This is a genomic window from Bacillus sp. FSL K6-2971, from assembly GCF_038006405.1.
In the GTDB taxonomy this organism is placed as follows: Bacteria; Bacillota; Bacilli; order Bacillales; family Bacillaceae; genus Bacillus; species Bacillus pumilus.
This window is the reverse complement of sequence record NZ_JBBOVD010000001.1, coordinates 330,061-347,625: the sequence shown is the minus strand read 5'-3', so window position 1 is coordinate 347,625 and position 17,565 is coordinate 330,061. Positions and strand designations below refer to the sequence as shown.

At 41.5% G+C, this 17,565-nt stretch carries 14 protein-coding genes and 1 pseudogene; 5 read left to right on the top strand and 10 right to left on the bottom strand.

Going from position 1 to position 17,565, the window contains the following annotated elements; genetic code table 11:
• Window positions 1-88: 88 nt before the first annotated feature.
• Both MHI33_RS01980 and MHI33_RS01975 read right to left on the bottom strand, forming a co-directional pair.
• Complete coding sequence (locus tag MHI33_RS01980; RefSeq protein WP_340908674.1) at window positions 89-1,264, bottom strand: ABC transporter permease; 1,176 nt, start codon at window positions 1,262-1,264, stop codon at window positions 89-91.
• Window positions 1,264-2,003, bottom strand: a pseudogene (locus tag MHI33_RS01975) (ATP-binding cassette domain-containing protein). The gene MHI33_RS01980 and the pseudogene MHI33_RS01975 overlap by 1 nt, the downstream one beginning before the upstream one ends.
• 160 nt (window positions 2,004-2,163) lie before the next feature.
• Between MHI33_RS01975 and MHI33_RS01970 the strand changes: the two are divergent.
• On the top strand, window positions 2,164-2,865 hold the full coding sequence (locus MHI33_RS01970) for a LytR/AlgR family response regulator transcription factor (RefSeq protein WP_106032912.1): 702 nt from the start codon (window positions 2,164-2,166) through the stop codon (window positions 2,863-2,865).
• A gap of 11 nt (window positions 2,866-2,876) precedes the next feature.
• The gene (locus MHI33_RS01965; protein WP_340908673.1) at window positions 2,877-3,842 is read left to right on the top strand and encodes a sensor histidine kinase; all 966 of its coding nucleotides are present in this window, start codon (window positions 2,877-2,879) and stop codon (window positions 3,840-3,842) included.
• Window positions 3,843-3,872: 30 nt separating this feature from the next.
• Here MHI33_RS01965 and MHI33_RS01960 read toward each other — a convergent pair whose 3' ends face one another.
• Window positions 3,873-4,802, bottom strand: a complete 930-nt coding sequence (locus tag MHI33_RS01960; RefSeq protein ID WP_185108592.1) for an aldo/keto reductase — start codon at window positions 4,800-4,802, stop codon at window positions 3,873-3,875.
• A gap of 396 nt (window positions 4,803-5,198) precedes the next feature.
• On the opposite strand from MHI33_RS01960, the gene MHI33_RS01955 reads away from it, so the two are divergent.
• On the top strand, window positions 5,199-6,239 hold the full coding sequence (locus tag MHI33_RS01955; RefSeq protein ID WP_113768650.1) for a DUF4352 domain-containing protein: 1,041 nt from the start codon (window positions 5,199-5,201) through the stop codon (window positions 6,237-6,239).
• Between the two features lie 53 nt (window positions 6,240-6,292).
• Here MHI33_RS01955 and MHI33_RS01950 read toward each other — a convergent pair whose 3' ends face one another.
• From MHI33_RS01950 to MHI33_RS01940, 3 genes are all read right to left on the bottom strand, one after another.
• Window positions 6,293-7,378 carry an SEC-C metal-binding domain-containing protein gene (locus tag MHI33_RS01950; RefSeq protein WP_113768649.1) on the bottom strand — a complete coding sequence of 362 codons (1,086 nt, stop codon included), beginning with the start codon at window positions 7,376-7,378 and terminating at the stop codon, window positions 6,293-6,295.
• Between the two features lie 191 nt (window positions 7,379-7,569).
• Window positions 7,570-8,511, bottom strand: coding sequence for a response regulator (locus tag MHI33_RS01945; protein ID WP_113768648.1), 942 nt, complete (start codon window positions 8,509-8,511; stop codon window positions 7,570-7,572).
• 4 nt (window positions 8,512-8,515) lie between these two features.
• The gene (locus MHI33_RS01940) at window positions 8,516-9,802 is read right to left on the bottom strand and encodes an ATP-binding protein (protein WP_113768647.1); all 1,287 of its coding nucleotides are present in this window, start codon (window positions 9,800-9,802) and stop codon (window positions 8,516-8,518) included.
• A gap of 518 nt (window positions 9,803-10,320) precedes the next feature.
• On the opposite strand from MHI33_RS01940, the gene MHI33_RS01935 reads away from it, so the two are divergent.
• Together MHI33_RS01935 and MHI33_RS01930 are read left to right on the top strand one after the other, a co-directional pair.
• Entirely contained in the window at window positions 10,321-11,301 is a 981-nt protein-coding gene (locus MHI33_RS01935; RefSeq protein WP_185108594.1) for a glutaminase, read from the top strand.
• A 33-nt stretch (window positions 11,302-11,334) separates the two neighbouring features.
• Entirely contained in the window at window positions 11,335-12,762 is a 1,428-nt protein-coding gene (locus tag MHI33_RS01930) for an alanine/glycine:cation symporter family protein (RefSeq protein ID WP_065098724.1), read from the top strand.
• Window positions 12,763-12,801: 39 nt separating this feature from the next.
• Here the strand turns inward: MHI33_RS01930 and MHI33_RS01925 are convergent, their stop codons facing one another.
• From MHI33_RS01925 to MHI33_RS01910, 4 genes are all read right to left on the bottom strand, one after another.
• Window positions 12,802-13,662 (bottom strand): alpha/beta fold hydrolase, encoded by an 861-nt coding sequence (locus tag MHI33_RS01925; RefSeq protein ID WP_106029660.1) that lies wholly within the window; start codon window positions 13,660-13,662, stop codon window positions 12,802-12,804.
• 309 nt (window positions 13,663-13,971) lie between these two features.
• Window positions 13,972-14,337 (bottom strand): VOC family protein, encoded by a 366-nt coding sequence (locus MHI33_RS01920; RefSeq protein WP_065098723.1) that lies wholly within the window; start codon window positions 14,335-14,337, stop codon window positions 13,972-13,974.
• 100 nt (window positions 14,338-14,437) lie between these two features.
• Window positions 14,438-15,820: an amino acid permease gene (locus MHI33_RS01915; RefSeq protein ID WP_113768644.1), complete on the bottom strand. Its 1,383-nt coding sequence runs from the start codon at window positions 15,818-15,820 to the stop codon at window positions 14,438-14,440.
• A gap of 66 nt (window positions 15,821-15,886) precedes the next feature.
• A complete protein-coding gene (locus MHI33_RS01910) occupies window positions 15,887-17,395 on the bottom strand; it encodes a class I adenylate-forming enzyme family protein (protein WP_265209026.1) in 1,509 nt (502 codons plus the stop codon).
• Window positions 17,396-17,565 lie beyond the last annotated feature (170 nt).

Below are 17,565 nucleotides of genomic sequence, written 5' to 3'. Positions count from 1 at the left end.
CATCATCATTACGATGAAAATAAAAAAGATTGTAGAAAAACATGAGTTTCTCTACAATCTGACGCCCTCTATCAAAGAGGGCGTTTCTTTATTTCGCAAGCATCCATTTCTCTTGCATAAACAAGCTTCTCACGATGACAAACAAGATGACGACTGCGAGAGCCGAGGAGCCGAGTGTCAGAGTGACGGCCATCGGATCGATGATGCCAAACATCAATTGCTTACAGAGCGCATGAATATTGAGGAATGGGATTGCAAAGTAATACGTATCTAGTTGCGTAGCACCTGCTCTCATGGTAAAGAACATTGGAAGCACACCTAGTGTAATGATCATCGACATGTACGACTGTGCCTCTTTGACTGAGCCCGAAATGACGCTGAGCAGCAATTCAATCATAGATACCATGAAGGAGAAGATGATAAGCGCCGCAAACATGACGGCGATAATGCTCCACATTTGATCACCAAAGTTCAGTGCTTGTTTTAGCTTTTCTGTAAAGAGCAGCGTGGATAAAAGCAGCATGCCGATCGCCACAATTCCACTTAAAATCCCGAACATGGAGACAGCCAGCCATTTTCCGATGAGAATTTGGAGTCTGCTGGCAGGTGTCAGGAACAACGCTTCAATGGATTTTCGGTCTTTTTCACCCGCTACAATATCAAGCGCAGCTGGCAAAGCACCTGAGATGACGGAGGTCACCAAAATCATTGGAAGAAGAATCGACAAAAGCATAGAGGTCATGCCATTTTCTCCTTCTTCGCCCTCTTCTACATCAACAGCCTGCACCTGAAATGGGTGAACAACAGATGTATTGATTTGATCAGCGGCTAAACGCTTTTCTACGACTTGGTTTTGATACTGCTCCAGTAAGGATTGCAGCATTTGAACCGCGATGACCGAATCATCATCTGTTGTATACCCATGAATTTTAATTGCAAATGATTGTTGATGCTGAAGCATGTCGTCTGCCTCTTTCGGCATTTCCAGGTAAGCATTCGCCTTTCCATCTTTGACAGCTTGCTGCGGGTCATCAAATGTTTCAAGTGTGAGGTTTTTGACCTCTTTGATCATTTGATTCATTTCAGTTGGAAGCGGTTCATTCACTGCGACCGTATAGGTTTCATCTCCTGGATCTGCAATCATGCTTTCATAAAAGAACACCAATCCAAGCATCGTCAAAAGAGGAATCAGCACTGTTAAGAGTAGCGTTTTTCGGTCTCTTAGCGCATCTGTCATTTCTTTTTTAAATACGGTTTTCCACATTATGAAATCCCCCTAGCGAGCTTCGACATAAAGATATAGTTCAAGTCATCACTTTGTTCCTGTGTATATAATTCTGGAAGTGTCCCTTTATCACAAGCTCTCCTTGATGAATCATCATGACACTGTCACAAAGCTGGCTGACTTCTTCCATGATGTGGCTTGAAAAAAGGATGGTTTTATTTTGCTGCTTGAGCTGATGAATAAAGTCTCTGAAAATATTACTTGATGTAATATCCAAGCCTGTTGTCGGCTCATCAAATAAAATAATGTCAGGATCATGAATCAAGGTTCTGGCAATCGCCACCTTTTGTTTCATTCCTCTTGAGAATCCTTTCACCTTTCGATCCATATATTGTCTCATCCCAAAACGCTTTGCCAAATCCTCTATTCTTGCTTTGATTTCATGCTGATCTAAGCCATACAATTTGCCAAAGTATTCAAGGTTTTCTCGTGCCGTCAAACGATCGTAAAGCCCCGTCTCACCGCCAAACAAGACACCAATTCGCTTTTTCACTTCCGTTGATTCTTTCACCGTATCAAAGCCTGCGACAGTGACTGATCCGTGCGTAGGTTCTAACAATGTGGCTACGGCGCGTAATAACGTGGTTTTCCCTGCACCATTTTCTCCTAGGATGCCAACGACTTCCCCTTCCTTCACGGAGAACGTCATATGTTTCATCGCTTTCACGACTTTTTTCTTATCTTTAAACCAGCAGCTGCAATCGCTGAGAGTAATCATTTGGTTCGCCCCTTTCAACTTTCTAAGTCTATGATAGAAAAAATAACGCTTCCCTGACATAAAAATGTCGCGAAACGTCCTTTTTCTGTCTTGAAATGATCTATTTTAAAAAACAAATGATAAAATAGACAAATAATACGATGAGTCATAGGTGATTTTTATGATAAAAGTAGGTCTCGTTGACGATTACCGAGTAGATTTAGAAAAACTGCATGCCATTGTAGGCAGAATGGAGACTGTGGAGATTGTCTTTGTCACGCAGTCAGCAGAGGATGCTTACGAGAAGGTCAAAAAAGGAGATATTGATCTGTTGTTCGCAGACATTGAAATGCCCGGAATGTCCGGTTATGAATTAGCGGATCTCATTCACTCTCATGCACTGAATGTCGATGTTGTCTTTGTGACAGGAAACAGCGGATATGCGGTCCATGCGTTTGATTTAAATGTTCACGATTATATTATGAAGCCCTACCAAGCCGATCGAATTGCCAAATCCTTAGAACGCTACATGTCCACCAAGCAGGAGAAAAGCATTCATGGACGGCTTCTCATTAAACAGCAGTCAGATATTCATGTGCTGCAAAAGAAGGATGTCATTTTTGTTGAGCGAACAGGCAGGTCAACCACCATTGTCACAACAACAGGAGATATCCAAACATATCAGACATTAAACGAGTTAAAGGGCGATCTAGCTGAAAAAGATTTTATCCGCTCCCACCGATCGTTTATCATCAATATTCATTACATTAAGAACTTCTCGGCGTATGCCAAAAATTCATTTATCGTGTCTTTTGAAGGTACAGATAAAAAAGCCATGATAACCAAGCAGCAATTAGAATACTTTAAGAAATACTATTTTTAAGGAGAACGAACGTGAACGCTTTCTATCTTGGATTCCGCATGTATGCTCTCATATGGCTAGGTCTTGCGTTTCATGCAGCTGCTGAAGCTATTCTGCCGCTATCATCAGGAGTGCTGTGGCTCCTCACTTTTTGTGTGATTTGTCTTTATACATTTTTCATATACAAAAGGTTTTTGCCTCATGTGAGTGGTTATGTGATGTTGGGCGCTTTTGTGCTCTTTACCTGTGCAGGTCTACCCCTTTTTCTGACGCAAGAAAATGGATTAAGCTTTCTTTTAGTTTTGATCATCCTCATGACAACAGATATCCTTTCATTGAAGATGATGCAGACGGAGAGACGATTAAACGGGCGGCTTCAAGAGCTGATCAACGCAGAATCAAGAACCAATGAATTGCTGCTTGAGCTGCGCAGTAAACATCATGAAACAGCTAGACATTTAAATGCCTTTTCCGCGACGAACGACGAGCATGAGATCAAGGATTTGATTCAGCAATACGTAAAACATTTCCCTTGGATGAAAGGAGAAAATGCCTATTTGGCCTCAACCCTGCATTCCTTTTTCCAACGGGCTGAAAAAGAGGACATTGCCCTTTCTCTAGACCTTCAAGCACCTTTTTCATCGCTTCCCTTTTCTAAGGCGGATCAGGTTAGTTTCACTGGCAACTTGCTTGATAATGCCCTAGACGCAGCGATTGAAGCGAAGCAAGCCGGGAAAGAGGGCAGCATCTCGATTACGACCTCTATTCGGAGCGGGCTCTTTTTAATCCATTGTGAGAACAGCACAAAAGGAATGGAAAAACACGTGTTAGACCATTTGTTTAAAAACTTTGGCCGCTCGACAAAAGGCGGGGATCATCAAGGAATGGGCACGTATATCATTCATCAGCTTGTTGAAAAGGCAGACGGTACTCTTGATTTCACTTACCGTTCTCCACATTTGCGGCTTGTCATCAAAATCCCCCTCACGATGTCATAAAAAAAAGGTGCAGCTAAGCACCTTTTTTGATTAAGAGAAAATGTGGTCAATTTGATTGATTTCCTCTTTTGTTAATTGAACTTCGTTTGTTTTTAGGTTTTGCTGAACTTGCTCAGCTCGTTTTGCACCTGGAATGATGGCGTCGATGCCGTCCTGTGCTAAAAGCCAAGCGAGTGCGACGTGTGCCGTTTCGGCGTTCTTTGATTGTGCAATTACCTTTAGCTTGTCTACTCTTTCGAGGTTTTGAAGGAACGCCTCGCCTTGGAAAAGCGGATCTTTTGCTCGAATATCATCAAATGTCGCATCCTTCGTAAATTTCCCAGTCAACAAGCCTGATGCCAATGGGAAATACGGAATAAAGGAAATACGATGCTCGACGCAGTATGGGAGAAGATCCTTCTCTGCCTCACGTTTCAGCAAAGAATACTCCGACTGAAGCACATCTAAGTAGCCGTCTCGATTAAAGGCTTGAAGTTGTTCAAAATCAAGGTTAGATGCACCAATGGCCCTGATTTTCCCTTCATCCTTCAATTCCTTTAATGTACCTGCTACTTCTTCCAGCGGCGTCCGGCCGTCTGGGAAATGCATATAGTATAAATCAATATAATCTGTTTGCAGTCGTTTCAGGCTATGTTCGACCTGCTCTCTTAAAAAGTCCCGGCTGTTATCCAACTCAATTTGTCCGTTTACTTCTTTATGAGCCCCCTTTGTCGCAAGGACGAGGTTCTCTCTACCGCCTCTTTTGGCAATAATCTCACCGATCAATTCCTCAGAACGGCCCAGCCCATAAATAAAAGCAGAATCTAAGAAATTGACACCTTGATCAAGAGCTGTCTCCACAAGCTCTCGTCCGGCATCTTCACTCAGGTTGGGGAACAAATTATGTCCACCTACCGCATTCGTACCAAGCCCTATCGGATTCACCTGTAAATTAGTTCGTCCAAGCGTTACCTTTTTCAAAAGCTCATCTCCCTTATCTGCTTAATCATCCTTATTTTCCCATGAAACCTTTTCAACATTCAAGTATCCTGCTCTCTGAAGCACAAACACCCTCACTTCATGATTTTTACGTAAAAAACATTTAAAACCGATCATAAATCTACAAATTAATTCTTATTGACCGGTATATTAGACTCACAAATTTCCTTTTATTATTGATTTTTGTGTAAATTTCTTTCAAAGATAGGCACTAAAACCTATTCCTCATCATGATCGAATTTCGATAGAATGAAAAGTACAAATCGTCATAAGGAGATTTTCCCCTGTAACACCCGAATATACCATTCTATCTGTTTCTTTTTTCATAGTCAGATAGCGGGAATGAAATGACGAAAGAAAAGCAAAGGAGCATCAACTGTGAATCTTAAAAAAATAAGCGCACTCCTCATGATTTCATTCGTGATGATCATCTCTGCAGCTTGCCAGAGCTCAGCCAAATCAAGCAACGCTGATCAAAAATCAACAAAAACAGCAGAGGTAAAAGTCGATAGCTACGAATATACGTTACCAGAAGACTCAACAACTACGCTTAGAGACAATGAATTGGTGCTAAAAGTCAACCTGACGATTACAAATAAAGGTGACAAAGCTCTATCATTATATAGCTCTGACTTCTCCCTTTATCAGGATGATGCCAAAGTATCTGATTTAAAATTTTACGGCAGTAAAGACCGTCTTGACCTCGGTTCATTGAACAAAGGCAAATCTCAATCAGGTGCTCTTTATTTCCTTGTAGACAAAGGGAAAAAATATCAGTTCGTTTACCAAGACAGCATCAAGAAAAACAGTGATTCGATCGAAATCGACCTAGATGGAAACAAAATACTTGATACAGCGAAAAAGCTGGATAACCCTGCAAAGGCGCTTTCCGCTTATACTGATATCATTGTCTTTGACAAAAAGAACGATCAATTTGCAGATTTAACGGGCGACAACCAATCCGATGTCGTGAATAAATACCACGACATGTTCGTAAAAGACTTCAAAAGAAGCGCCGGAATGTACGGCAATGAAGTAAGTGACCGTGATATTCTGTCTATGTACAAACGGATTCAAGACACCATGAAGGATAAAACCAAAGTAGAAACAAGTGTAAAAACCATCTCTAATGACGAGGCGAAGGTTGTCGCTCAAGTAACAGGCATTGATGCTTCTAACTTAAAAGACAAGCTAGACAAGCAAAGAGATGAGTTTTACAACGGCAAGATCCGCTCTAAAGAAGAATTGTATAAGAAAAGCTTAAACTTGTACGCATCTGAATTCGAGAAGCTTCCTCCAGTCTCCAGCCCGGCTGAATACGAAGTGAAAATGAAACGTAATGGGGATGGTCAGTGGAAAATTGACCTTAACGATTACAATACATCGCAGTACATGAGCGGTTTTATTAAAACAAGATAATCATGAATTAAAAAAGACGCTGGCCCAATGAAGGTGCCGCGTCTTTTCTTATGCTATACAGTCGCCTCTTGCTCTTCTTTCACCGCTTTTTCAATATCTTTAAAACGGCTCGATACAGTAGACGCACTAATGCCATACTTTTTCGCTATTTGCGCTTGAGAAAGCGGGGCATCGCTTGCAAGTGAATGAATGTAGTATTCGATTCCCGCAGCAAATGATGCTGCTTTACGGATCACAGGTGATTTCTGATCACAATAGGCTTTCCACACAGTTAAAGCGCCATCAGTCAAGCTTTGGTCCCCGTGTTCCTTCATTCCGTCTTCAATCAGCTTAGCTGTTTCCAGTTGAACGTCATTTGCCCAGTCCATGCGATCTGCTGTTAGACCTGTATCGCCTTCTGTTTGAGCAGATGTTTCTGATTCTTCTACTTCTTGCTTCGCAAACATGCACTCCAACACGTCAGGGAATGATTCTCTCATAAATGTGCTGCGCGTTCCTCCATTTGCCTCATATGCTTCAACAAGCTGACGAACTTGAAGAAGAAGCGTATCTGTAAACTCCTTCGCAAACATCGTATATTGAATGAAAAACTCTGCTTTTTCTTCAAATTGAACAGGGAATCCAAGTACGAGACTTCCCTTTTCAGGCAGCACTGTTTGATCCGGTTTTACATCTACTTCAACCTTTTCAGCTGTCACCATATTCTCAAAGTAAAGAGACTCGTCCGTTTTTTCATTTAATAAAAGCAAAGAAGGCTCCATGTCTGTCCATGATTGAACCACTTGTTTTGTTTTCGGACGGGTAATATCCTCCGCTTTCTTTGTCAGGAATTCTTGGAAGATGGTTTCTTTCTGATCCGTTAATGGACGGAAGAAGATACCCCATACACTCAAATGAAAGACTGAGATTTGTTGCGTTTCTTTATCCATATCTGCAAGAAAAGAAAACTCATTAATGAATTGATTGATGGCTCTCTGATGTTTAGAGAATGCGTAATTCATTAAATCCTTTTGAACTTGTACAGCTTCCTTAAACACAAGCTCAGACGTTTGTTCTCCGCCTGACTTTTGACCACAGCAATGTTTATATTTTTTTCCGCTCCCACAAGGGCAGAGCGCATTTCGTTTAATTTTTCCCAAAATAAAACCTCCGACATTCTAGTCTAACCTCACTATTTTAACAAACGATTGCACAAGAGAGTTTTATTTTCAAGAAAAAAGAAAAATCAGAATGATCAGTTAAATAATAAAGATACTTGAAGATCACGACAAATCATAGGAATAGCGGTCTTTTTCTGTTTATTTTCTCCAATCATTCCAATAGATTTTCTTTAGCTCATTCCCTCAAATAACTGCTTTGCCTCAAAATAAAAGATTTGAACAAACTTCTTCGTATTGACTCTGCCCGTTGATCCTGCGGATGATGAGGTCTTCTGCATTTCTTTCATTCTTTGGCTGACATCGGTAAAGTCAAAAAACTTCGACGCATAGTGCTCAAACTTAGGATTCGAGAAATCTGTTAATCCTAGTGAAGCAAAATGATTCAAGGAATGATGAATAGCGCGTCTAATCCGCTGCTCTGCCGCTTTCACTTCCCTCATCACTTCGACATCGGTTGCCCCATGATCCAGCTTCCTCTCCGCTGTTTTGATAAAGAGCTGCTTTAGCGGCGGGAAATTAACCTCATGAGAATTGGCTGACTGAGTTTCATGTAAGTAGATCAGTATCTCAAGTAAATCCTTAGAACCGCTCTCTCCGACAATTCCTAGTTCTGATAAGAGAAATTCCCCCGCCTCTTTCATCGTCCTTTTCTTCAATCCATTGCCCGTTGTATTATGAGAAATCACAGGCTCTAACGGCAGCACATGGCGAAGGGAAGCTTGAATATCGCAAATCGATTTCTCGAGTTTGATCCGCTCTATGACTTTTCGAATCACACTGACGATCTCAATTCGATTGACAGGTTTATGAATATAATATTCGATCCCTAATTCATAGGCTTCTGCCATCATCTCTTTCGCCTCTACTTGGGAAATCATCATGATTTTACCTTTGAATTCAGGGTGAATATGACGAATGGTTTGAATGCCATCTCTAGCAGGCATCAAAAGGTCAATCAGAAGGATGTCTATTTTTTTTAGATTCAATGAATGGGCTTCTAATCCAACACCGTCATCGGCTTCATCCACGACCTCTCCCAAATCTTCATCCTCAATGATTTGTCCTAAAATCGAGCGTATTGCACGATCATCATCTGCAATGAAAAATCGCATACACTCACCCTCTCTGTATTAAATTTTGTATAGGAAGGAGTAGCTGAAAAGCTGTTCCCTTTGTTTCTCTTTGTTCGATTTTAATTGTACCGCCAAGCTCTTTAACCAGCTCTTTCACATAGGATAAGCCAATCCCAGTTGATGGTGTTCCATATGCATCAAATTTAGAAGTATAGCCTGGATCAAATACTATTTCTCTCATTTTTTCAGGAATCCCCGGGCCATCATCTTCAATCCGAATCTCTATTTTATCATGACTTCCTTTCAATACGAGTGAGATCATTCCGTTATCCTTTATGGCTTCAACCGCATTTGCCATTAAATTATTAATGAGCGATAAAAAAATGAACACATGATAATCATGCAAATGAATGCCTCTTATATCAGATATAAAGGAGATGTTTTTCCCTAGAGAGAACGCATACTTTTCTTGAATGCGGAGTACAATTTGAACGAGTTCTTCTGCCTTCATATAGTCTTGCATATTTTCCTTAGAAATTAGCTTCGAAAGCCCAGCATATATACGCTGATTATCCTTTTTCACTTCATGGATTTCTCCTGCAAGCTTCAATAGCTCCTGACTCACTTTCTTCCCTGCTTCGTGTTCATGCAAGAGACGATAAAGCCTGTATGATTCTTGCGTAATGTGCTCTGTATGTTTTAACGTTTTCTTTAAATGAACCGTTTCTTCGTATAAATTTGAAATGACCATCATCATATGCTCATTTTGTTTCATGATTTGCTTCTCTCTTGATTGTGCCTCATATAGCTTCATCATATTAAAAAAGCTGATTACGACAAAGCTGTGAGCAAATGCAATGAGAAACATATCACTCAGCTTTGATAGCGTCATCGTCGTATCAAACACTAAAAATTGTACAAAGAGCTCAACAAAATCAGCCACTAATTCAATCATGAGACCAATGATGCCAATAAAAATAGAGCGCTGTTTAAAACGTCCCGTACGGACGGCAAAGAACAGGAATGCATATGTAAAATAGAAAAAGAAACTTGGGAATTGCTGATAAAATGATGCAGCGAGATCAGCATGATGCTGCATCAGATCTAAACCTACTCGAAAAAGCACAATGGCTGCGCCTGTTAAAAACCCGGGCAAGAACGGTCTAGATTTCCTTAAGAGTAATAAACAAAAGAAAAACGCAGGTGCCCCAAAGCTGATCCGGAACGTCTCATTCACAGGATAAAACTTCAGTTCTCCTGCAAGCGGCACAATCACCACCATAAAAATTAATATGAATGCGTCTTTTTTAACAAGCTGGTTTAAACTCAAATGACTGACACCCCTTCCCCTTTTTGCATAGCCACAGTATACAAGGAGACTCTTTTCTTCACAACGTACAAAAAAATAATTTTCACAGCTCCTTCTTTCCTCAAAATCCTTTTTTATGACTATTCACCGAGACGGCATGGTGACCTTTCAGCTATTCAGCATTTTGGATATTGTCTACAATAATGGGAATTGTTTAGACAATAAGCGACAAACCGATTTTTTATTTGTAAGTTTTTCTGTAGATTTTCGTCAGATTGTGTAGTTTCCAAGATAAATTGAATGAACAATTTTAGTGAAACTATATGTAAGCGTTTTCTGAATTTTCACTAAAAACCCTTTTTGTTTTTTCGCCGCCAAAGCCTTCATTTGAACATATATTTAGGTGTAAAGGAGTGGTACAAGCAGCGCATGACAAGTTCTTTGAAGATGTGTAACATGTTTTCGTGCCTATTTGATCGCATTTTTTGTCATCCGCCAATTCAATAGGGTACTTTTTGATTTTTGATTGGAGGAATCGTATGAAAACAGCAATTTCTAATAATATACAACACGCATGCCAGTCTTCTGTTGATCAATGGGCAGAAGAAATTCGTCCGTATTACAAAAATGGACAAAACGCTGGCTATATTCCAGCACTCGGAAAAGTGAATTCCTCTCAACTTGGTATCAGCGTGATAGGCCCAGATGGATCATCTGTACGATATGGTGATTGGGACGTTCCCTTTACCCTGCAAAGTATCTCAAAAGTCATCAGCTTTATAGCTGCCTGTTTAGGAAGAGGCGTTCCTTACGTCTTGGACCGGGTAGATGTAGAGCCAACTGGTGATGCATTTAATTCCATCTATCGTCTTGAGATGCATAAACCAGGGAAGCCCTTTAATCCAATGATTAATGCTGGAGCTATTACCGTATCCTCCATCCTTCCCGGAAAGACTTCTACAGAAAAGCTAGCATATATTTTCGATTTAATCGAAAACTTAATAGGAAAGCGTCCATCTGTCAATGAAGAGGTTTATCAATCAGAATGGGCAACTGCGCACCGCAACCGTGCTCTTGCTTATTACTTAAAAGAAACCAATTATTTAGAATCAGATGTCGAGGACACATTAGAAGTGTACTTAAAGCAATGTTCCATCGAGGTTACAACAGAGGACATCGCCTTGATTGGGCTGATTATATCAAGTGATGGCTATCATCCCTTTAAACAGGTCCAAGTCATTCCAAAAGATATCGCAAGACTAACAAAGGCATTGATGCTGACATGCGGCATGTATAATGCGTCTGGTAATTTTGCTGCTTTCGTAGGCGTTCCAGCCAAAAGTGGTGTGTCTGGAGGAATTATGGCTTGCGTTCCGCCAAGCGCAAGAAGAGAATTTCCATTTCAGACAGGCTGCGGAATCGGTATTTATGGTCCCGCCATTGACGATTGCGGAAATAGTATTACCGGTGTCATGATGCTGAAAAAGCTCGCAAAAGAGTGGGATCTCAGTATTTTTTAAAATGAACAGTCATGAATTCGAAGAGGTGATGTTATGAACGAAAAAGCTTTGCTATCTTATTTAACACATACAAATGATTTTATTTGGACTTATATTGTCATTGCTCTGTTACTTGGAGTTGGGGTCTACTTCACATATAGAACACGCTTCCTGCAAGTGAGAATGATTAAAGAAATGGTGCGTGTCCTGAAAGAAGGAAGAAAAGAAAAAGAAGGGATATCACCGTTCCAAGCATTTGCCATCAGTATGGCGGCACGTGTAGGAACAGGAAATATCACAGGGATTGCCATCGCCATTGCAATTGGTGGACCTGGGGCAATCTTTTGGATGTGGATCGTAGCGATTATCGGTTCTGCCTCAAGCTTTGTTGAAAGTACGTTAGCCCAGGTGTATAAAGTGAAAGATAAAACAGGATTTCGCGGTGGACCTGCTTATTACATGGAAAAAGGGTTAAACAAGCGCTGGATGGGAATTTTATTTGCGATTCTGATTACAATTTCTTTTGGAATCGTCTTTAATGCGGTGCAATCAAATACAATCACTGTCGCTTTTGAAAACTCCTTTGGATTAGACCGTTTAACAGTCGGTATTGTGATGGCTGTTATTTTTGCAGCAATTATTTTCAAGGGAATCCAAGCCATTGCAAAAGCTTCTGAATACATTGTCGTTGTGCTGGCTCTAGCTTATATCGGAATTGCATTCTTTGTTATTGTGACAAATATCACTGAACTTCCTGGTGTCATCAGTACGATTGTGAAACACGCCTTCGGGTTTGAACAGTTCGCTGGTGGAACATTAGGCGGCGCATTATTACAAGGGATTAAACGCGGTCTTTTCTCGAATGAGGCTGGTATGGGTAGTGCACCTAACGCAGCAGCAACAGCTGTGACAAGTCACCCTGTAAAACAAGGATTAATCCAGGCGTTTGGCGTGTTAACAGATACATTAATTATTTGTACAAGCACAGCCTTCCTTGTCCTGTTCTCTGATGCATACAAAACAACGAACCTGCAAGGAATTGAATTAACACAGGCTTCACTCAGTCAGCACATTGGACCATGGGCCTCTGGATTCCTTGCTATCATGATTTTCCTATTCGCCTTTAGTACATTAATCGGTAACTATTACTACGGTGAAACGAACATTGAATTCCTTGGAGCCAACAAAGTTTGGCTTAACATCTATCGAATTGCCGTTATTGGAATGGTTCTTTTCGGTGCAGTTGCTACTGTTCCTCTCGTGTGGGGTCTAGCCGATCTCTTCATGGGACTCATGGTCATCGTCAATCTCATCGCCATTACCATGCTGTCTAAGGTCGCCTTTGCAGCATTGAAGGATTATACGAGACAGAAAAAAGAAGGCAAGGATCCTGTCTTCTATAAAAATGCCGTTCCAAACAATGAGAAAATTGAATGCTGGGACGACGAACCTGCTTCGTTGAAAAAGAATCATATTGGGTAAAACACAAAAGCTCTGGTCCTCTGACCAGAGCTTTTTTCTTTAGTTCAAAAATTCGAGTATAAGTTTGTTCACCACTTCTGGTTTTTCATGATTGATCCAATGAGAGGCATCATCGACAAAAATCAGCTGACCATTTGGGCAAATCTTCATCGTTTCCTTCGCCAGCTTTCTGCTTAAAAACTTGTCCTCCATCCCCCAGATCATGCGAACAGGTACTAGAATGCGCTTTGATATCGGCTTTTCAAAGCCACCCTTTTTGATGGCGCGGTACCAATTCAGCATTGAGGTCATGGCCCCTGGCTGCGTCCAAGCCAACTTATAGCTTGATACATCTTCCTTCGTGAACAAATGGGGTCTTGCAGTCAGCCCAATGGCTTCATCCAGCTTTTGAAAGTGATTTTCCTGGAGAGCTGCCTCTGGCACATTCGGGAGCTGAAAGAATGCGATATAGGAGCTCTTCTTCCACTGCGGGGGATAAAATGGAAGAACCTTCATCATGACCCGCGGATGCGGCATGTTGACAATGATTAGTTTCTCTACATATTGAGAACGTGTGGATGCCAAATGCCATGCAACTGCCCCGCCCCAATCATGACCACCCACAATCGCCTTTTGATTCGGACTAAGCGTCTTAATCAGCCCTACGATATCATCTCTCAGTTGATCTAATACATAGGATTCGATTCCTTCTGGCTTATCACTTAGATGGTAGCCTCTTTGATCAGGAACGACGACACGATAGCCTGCCTCAGCCAGGGGCATAATTTGGTTCTTCCAGCCGTACCAGAACTCAGGAAATCCATGCAGCAGTATAAGTAGCGGGCCATCCTCAGGTCCAGCCATTGCTGTGTGAAGTGTTACACCATTTGTTTGGATTGATTGAAATTCAATTTGCTCCATCCCTTTGCCACCTTTCTCCTTGTTCTTTTATTCTTCCAACATAGCATATTTTCCATTTTTCAGAAAATAAAAGCACTCCCAAAAAAACCTTCACAATGGTGAAGGTCTAGATTGTTGACAAAGTGCTAAAATGATGTTTATTTTAGCACTTTGTCTTCTTTTCAGCGTGATAGAAAACCTTTGAAGTCTAGGAAGGGCAGCTACTTTTGCGGAGCGAATTGAACATTCGTGAGCACCAGCGCGCAGACCTGCCAACGAATGCGAGGGTTTGTCTACACGCTGAACCTTCACAATGGTGAAGGTCTTCGTCTATTTCATATAATTCAGCACCCAGATCAACCCATTTTTGCGGTCCTGTACTTGTCCGTGAAGTGCCCCAAAGAACGTATCCTGTAATTCGACCAGTACATCTCCATCAGCTTCTAGCGCTTCATATACAGCCTTTAGTTCTTCTTCATTGTCAAACTGCATAATCAATCTGAGATGTTCAGGCTTTGGTGTTTGGTCAAACGTATCTGAAAAGTGAAGCAGCGATTCTCCAAGGTGCAGTTCTGCATGCAGCACACGGTCTTGATGTTCATTTAAAATATGAATATCACCGCCAAAAATCCCTTGATAATATTGAAGAGATTCCTTCACATCGTCTACCACAATATAAGGACTAACACTAATCATACCCCTCATCCTCCTCTTATTCCGTCCATCTTCTCTTTTATAGCTTATCCCAAATCGTATGAAAAAAGGCACAAACCGTCAACGGATTTGCACCTTTTTCTCATGAAGATTTCGCTAATTCACTATGTTTGTTTGAATACGCTGCGTACATGACGACACCGATTAACAGCCAAACGCCAAAGTAAAGCCACGTCCGGCCTGGTAAGTTGAGCATAAGGAACAAGCAGCAGCCCATTGAAATAATAGGTAAGACCGGCACAAATGGAACCCGGAATCCCCTCTCAAGCTGCTGATGTGTCTTTCTCAAAATGAGCACAGATAAACTCACCATTGCAAACGTCAATAAAGCACCGATATTCGCTAAATTGGACAAGTCCTTTAAATCAATAAACCCTGAAATAACAGCTGTCATGCCGCCAATCATCCATATGCTTGCAACAGGCGTATCGCTTTTGTTTATTTTCGAAAACACTTTCGGCAAAAGACCATCTCGTCCCATCGCATAGGCAATTCGAGTTGCTGCATAATTATTGGCGAAAATCACAGCCATCAATCCAATGACCGCACCGACAGAAATAATACCGGCTACGCTATTTTGATGTACACTTTGCAAGACATAGGACATAGCCTCTGTGACATTCAGTTTTGTATAGTGCACCATACCTGTCATAATCAAACAAACGACAATGTAAATGATCGTGCAAATGAGTAATGAGCCAATAATGCCAATTGGCAGGTTCCGCTGCGGATTTTTCACCTCTTCTGCAGAAGCAGAAATCGCATCAAATCCTAAGAAGGCAAAAAACACAGCAGCAGCACCGGCAATGACGCCTTCTGCACCAAACGGCATGAACGGCTGCCAATTGGATGGCTGTACATAAAACCCGCCTACTACAATGAAAAGAACAATAATACCGAGTTTCACAAACACCATGATATTATTGAATTTTTTACTTTCTTTCGTTCCTCTTGATAAGATCCACGCAATCAGTAAGGCAATGATAATAGCTGGCAGATTCATATATCCACCTTGTTCCGGTCCCGCTAAAAATTGATGGGGGATTGAAATCCCAAACCCCTCAAGCAAGCTGTTGAAATAGCTCGACCAGCCACTGGCGACAGCTGAAGCAGTCAGCATATAAACGGACAATAACGTCCATCCCATTAGATGCCCGACAAGCTCACCCATCGTTGTATATGAATAAATGTACGCACTGCCGAATACAGGCAGCGCTGAAGCCATTTCTGCATAGCAAAGTGCTGCCAAACTGCACACAATCGCTGCGATAGCAAAGGAAAAAATGACAGCCGGCCCTGCATCCTTAGCCGCTGTAATTCCGGTTAACACCATGACCCCCGTGCCGATCACTGCCCCTATACCAAGGAGCGTGAGATCGAGCCCGCCCAGCGTTTTCTTTACCTTTTGCTGCCTGCTCTGTTCTAACAAATCGTGAATGTGTTTCTTACGTAGAATATGTCGCAAACCCTTTCCCTCCAAAACGTTAGAAAAACAGAAAATCATTCAAATTTCATTATAGCAGAATAGGCACTACGCATTCACAACCAATTCACGTAAATCTTTCTTCATGATTTTACCAAGCTTATTCTTTGGCAGCTCCTGTATGAAATGGATGGAGGGCACTTTGTAATCTGCCAAACGTTCCTGGCAATAGTTCACAACATCTTTTTCGCAAAAATCGACGGAATCGTCTTTTACGATATACGCACTTGGCACTTCACCATATAATTCGTCCGGTACCCCAATGACAGCTGATTCAATCACACCTGGAATTTGATCAATGACTTCTTCTACTTGGTCAGGATAGATATTATCCCCGCCGTACAGAATCACATCTTTGTATCTCCCTGTGATGAAAAGAAAACCGTCTTCATCTAGATACCCTGCATCCCCCATATGGAACCAGCCATCTTTCAGCACCTTCTCTGTAGCGTCAGGCTGATGATAGTAGCCTAGGAAATAAAATGGGCTTCTCATAACGACTTCGCCAATCTCTCCAGCTGGCAATGTCTCCTCTGTCTCAGGGTGCATGATTTTCACTTCTACATCCGGATCCACTTTACCTGCAGAGCCCATTTTATCCTCGCCCATCGCTGGATGCCACGCACTCACAACCCATGCTTCGGTACTTCCATAGCCATGCATCATCTGAATGCCTACTTCTTTGTAATCTTTAATTAAGCGTACCGGCACCTTCGTACCGCCAGAAATCGCAATTTCAAAAAATGAGAGATCGTACGAACCGCGTTTCATTTCTTCTAGCATGTACGTGTAAGCTGATGGGAAAGCCATCATGAACGTAATTCTTTCTTTCTCAATCGTTTCTAAAATGCGCTTCGGTGTTGCATCATGTAAGAAGACGAGCGTATACCCTTCAATCGCAGCTGCGATCAGGTGATTAATCGAACTCATATGATACAGAGGGTGACTCGCCAAGTACCGTTTTCCTTTCAGATCGAAACCTCGATTCCCATGTCTTGTTAAAAATTGATAGATTCGTCCATGTCCGACCATACAGCCCTTTGGATTCCCCGTTGTCCCAGAGGTGAATAAAATCATCGCTAGATCCTCTTCTGATACCTCTTCAGCAAGGTTACTTCCATCATTTGAAGCCAAAATGTCTTCAAACAGCTGTGTTGTTTTCGCATTGACACCGGATTCCACCATCAGGCAATCTTCTAAAAACACATTCACTGCCGCAATGATGTCACGGAATTCACGGTCAAAAAATAAAGCCTTTGGCTCTGCTTTTTTCAAAATACCTTCCAGCTCAAAGGAAGTAAGCTGCCAGCTAAGCGGAACTGCGACTGCACCTGCTTTAATGGCTGCCAGCATAATCGTTGAAAAGTGATGATGGTTTTGACAAATAAAGCAAACACGGTCCCCTTTTCGAATCCCCTTTTGATGTAAGTAATGAGCGAGCTGGTCAATGCGTTTTGCATATTCTTCAAATGTATAAGACACACCCCCGCCAGTTACCGCTTCAATTTGTGAAGAGCGTTCCATTCTGTCGTTAAGTAATGCCTGTAATGTATTCAATATCTTCATCTCCAAACGTTTGATTTACAAAAGCCAATTTCCAGTGAATGGATTGGCAGATTTTATCTCATTCACATTCTAAAATAAAACCAGCTGAAAGTAAAATCATTTCAATTTGGAATTGTTCTTTATATTAATTGATAATATAGGTAATTTTATAGCCGTCTTCC

What these genes read in the sequence shown, in the direction of transcription:
- MHI33_RS01980 (WP_340908674.1), bottom strand. Translation starts at nt 1,264, where the DNA reads ATGTGGAAAACCGTATTTAAAAAAGAAATGACAGATGCGCTAAGAGAC.
- MHI33_RS01970 (WP_106032912.1), top strand. Translation starts at nt 2,164, where the DNA reads ATGATAAAAGTAGGTCTCGTTGACGATTACCGAGTAGATTTAGAAAAA.
- MHI33_RS01945 (WP_113768648.1), bottom strand. Translation starts at nt 8,511, where the DNA reads ATGCGATTTTTCATTGCAGATGATGATCGTGCAATACGCTCGATTTTA.
- MHI33_RS01935 (WP_185108594.1), top strand. Translation starts at nt 10,321, where the DNA reads ATGAAAACAGCAATTTCTAATAATATACAACACGCATGCCAGTCTTCT.
- MHI33_RS01930 (WP_065098724.1), top strand. Translation starts at nt 11,335, where the DNA reads ATGAACGAAAAAGCTTTGCTATCTTATTTAACACATACAAATGATTTT.
- MHI33_RS01925 (WP_106029660.1), bottom strand. Translation starts at nt 13,662, where the DNA reads ATGGAGCAAATTGAATTTCAATCAATCCAAACAAATGGTGTAACACTT.
- MHI33_RS01920 (WP_065098723.1), bottom strand. Translation starts at nt 14,337, where the DNA reads ATGATTAGTGTTAGTCCTTATATTGTGGTAGACGATGTGAAGGAATCT.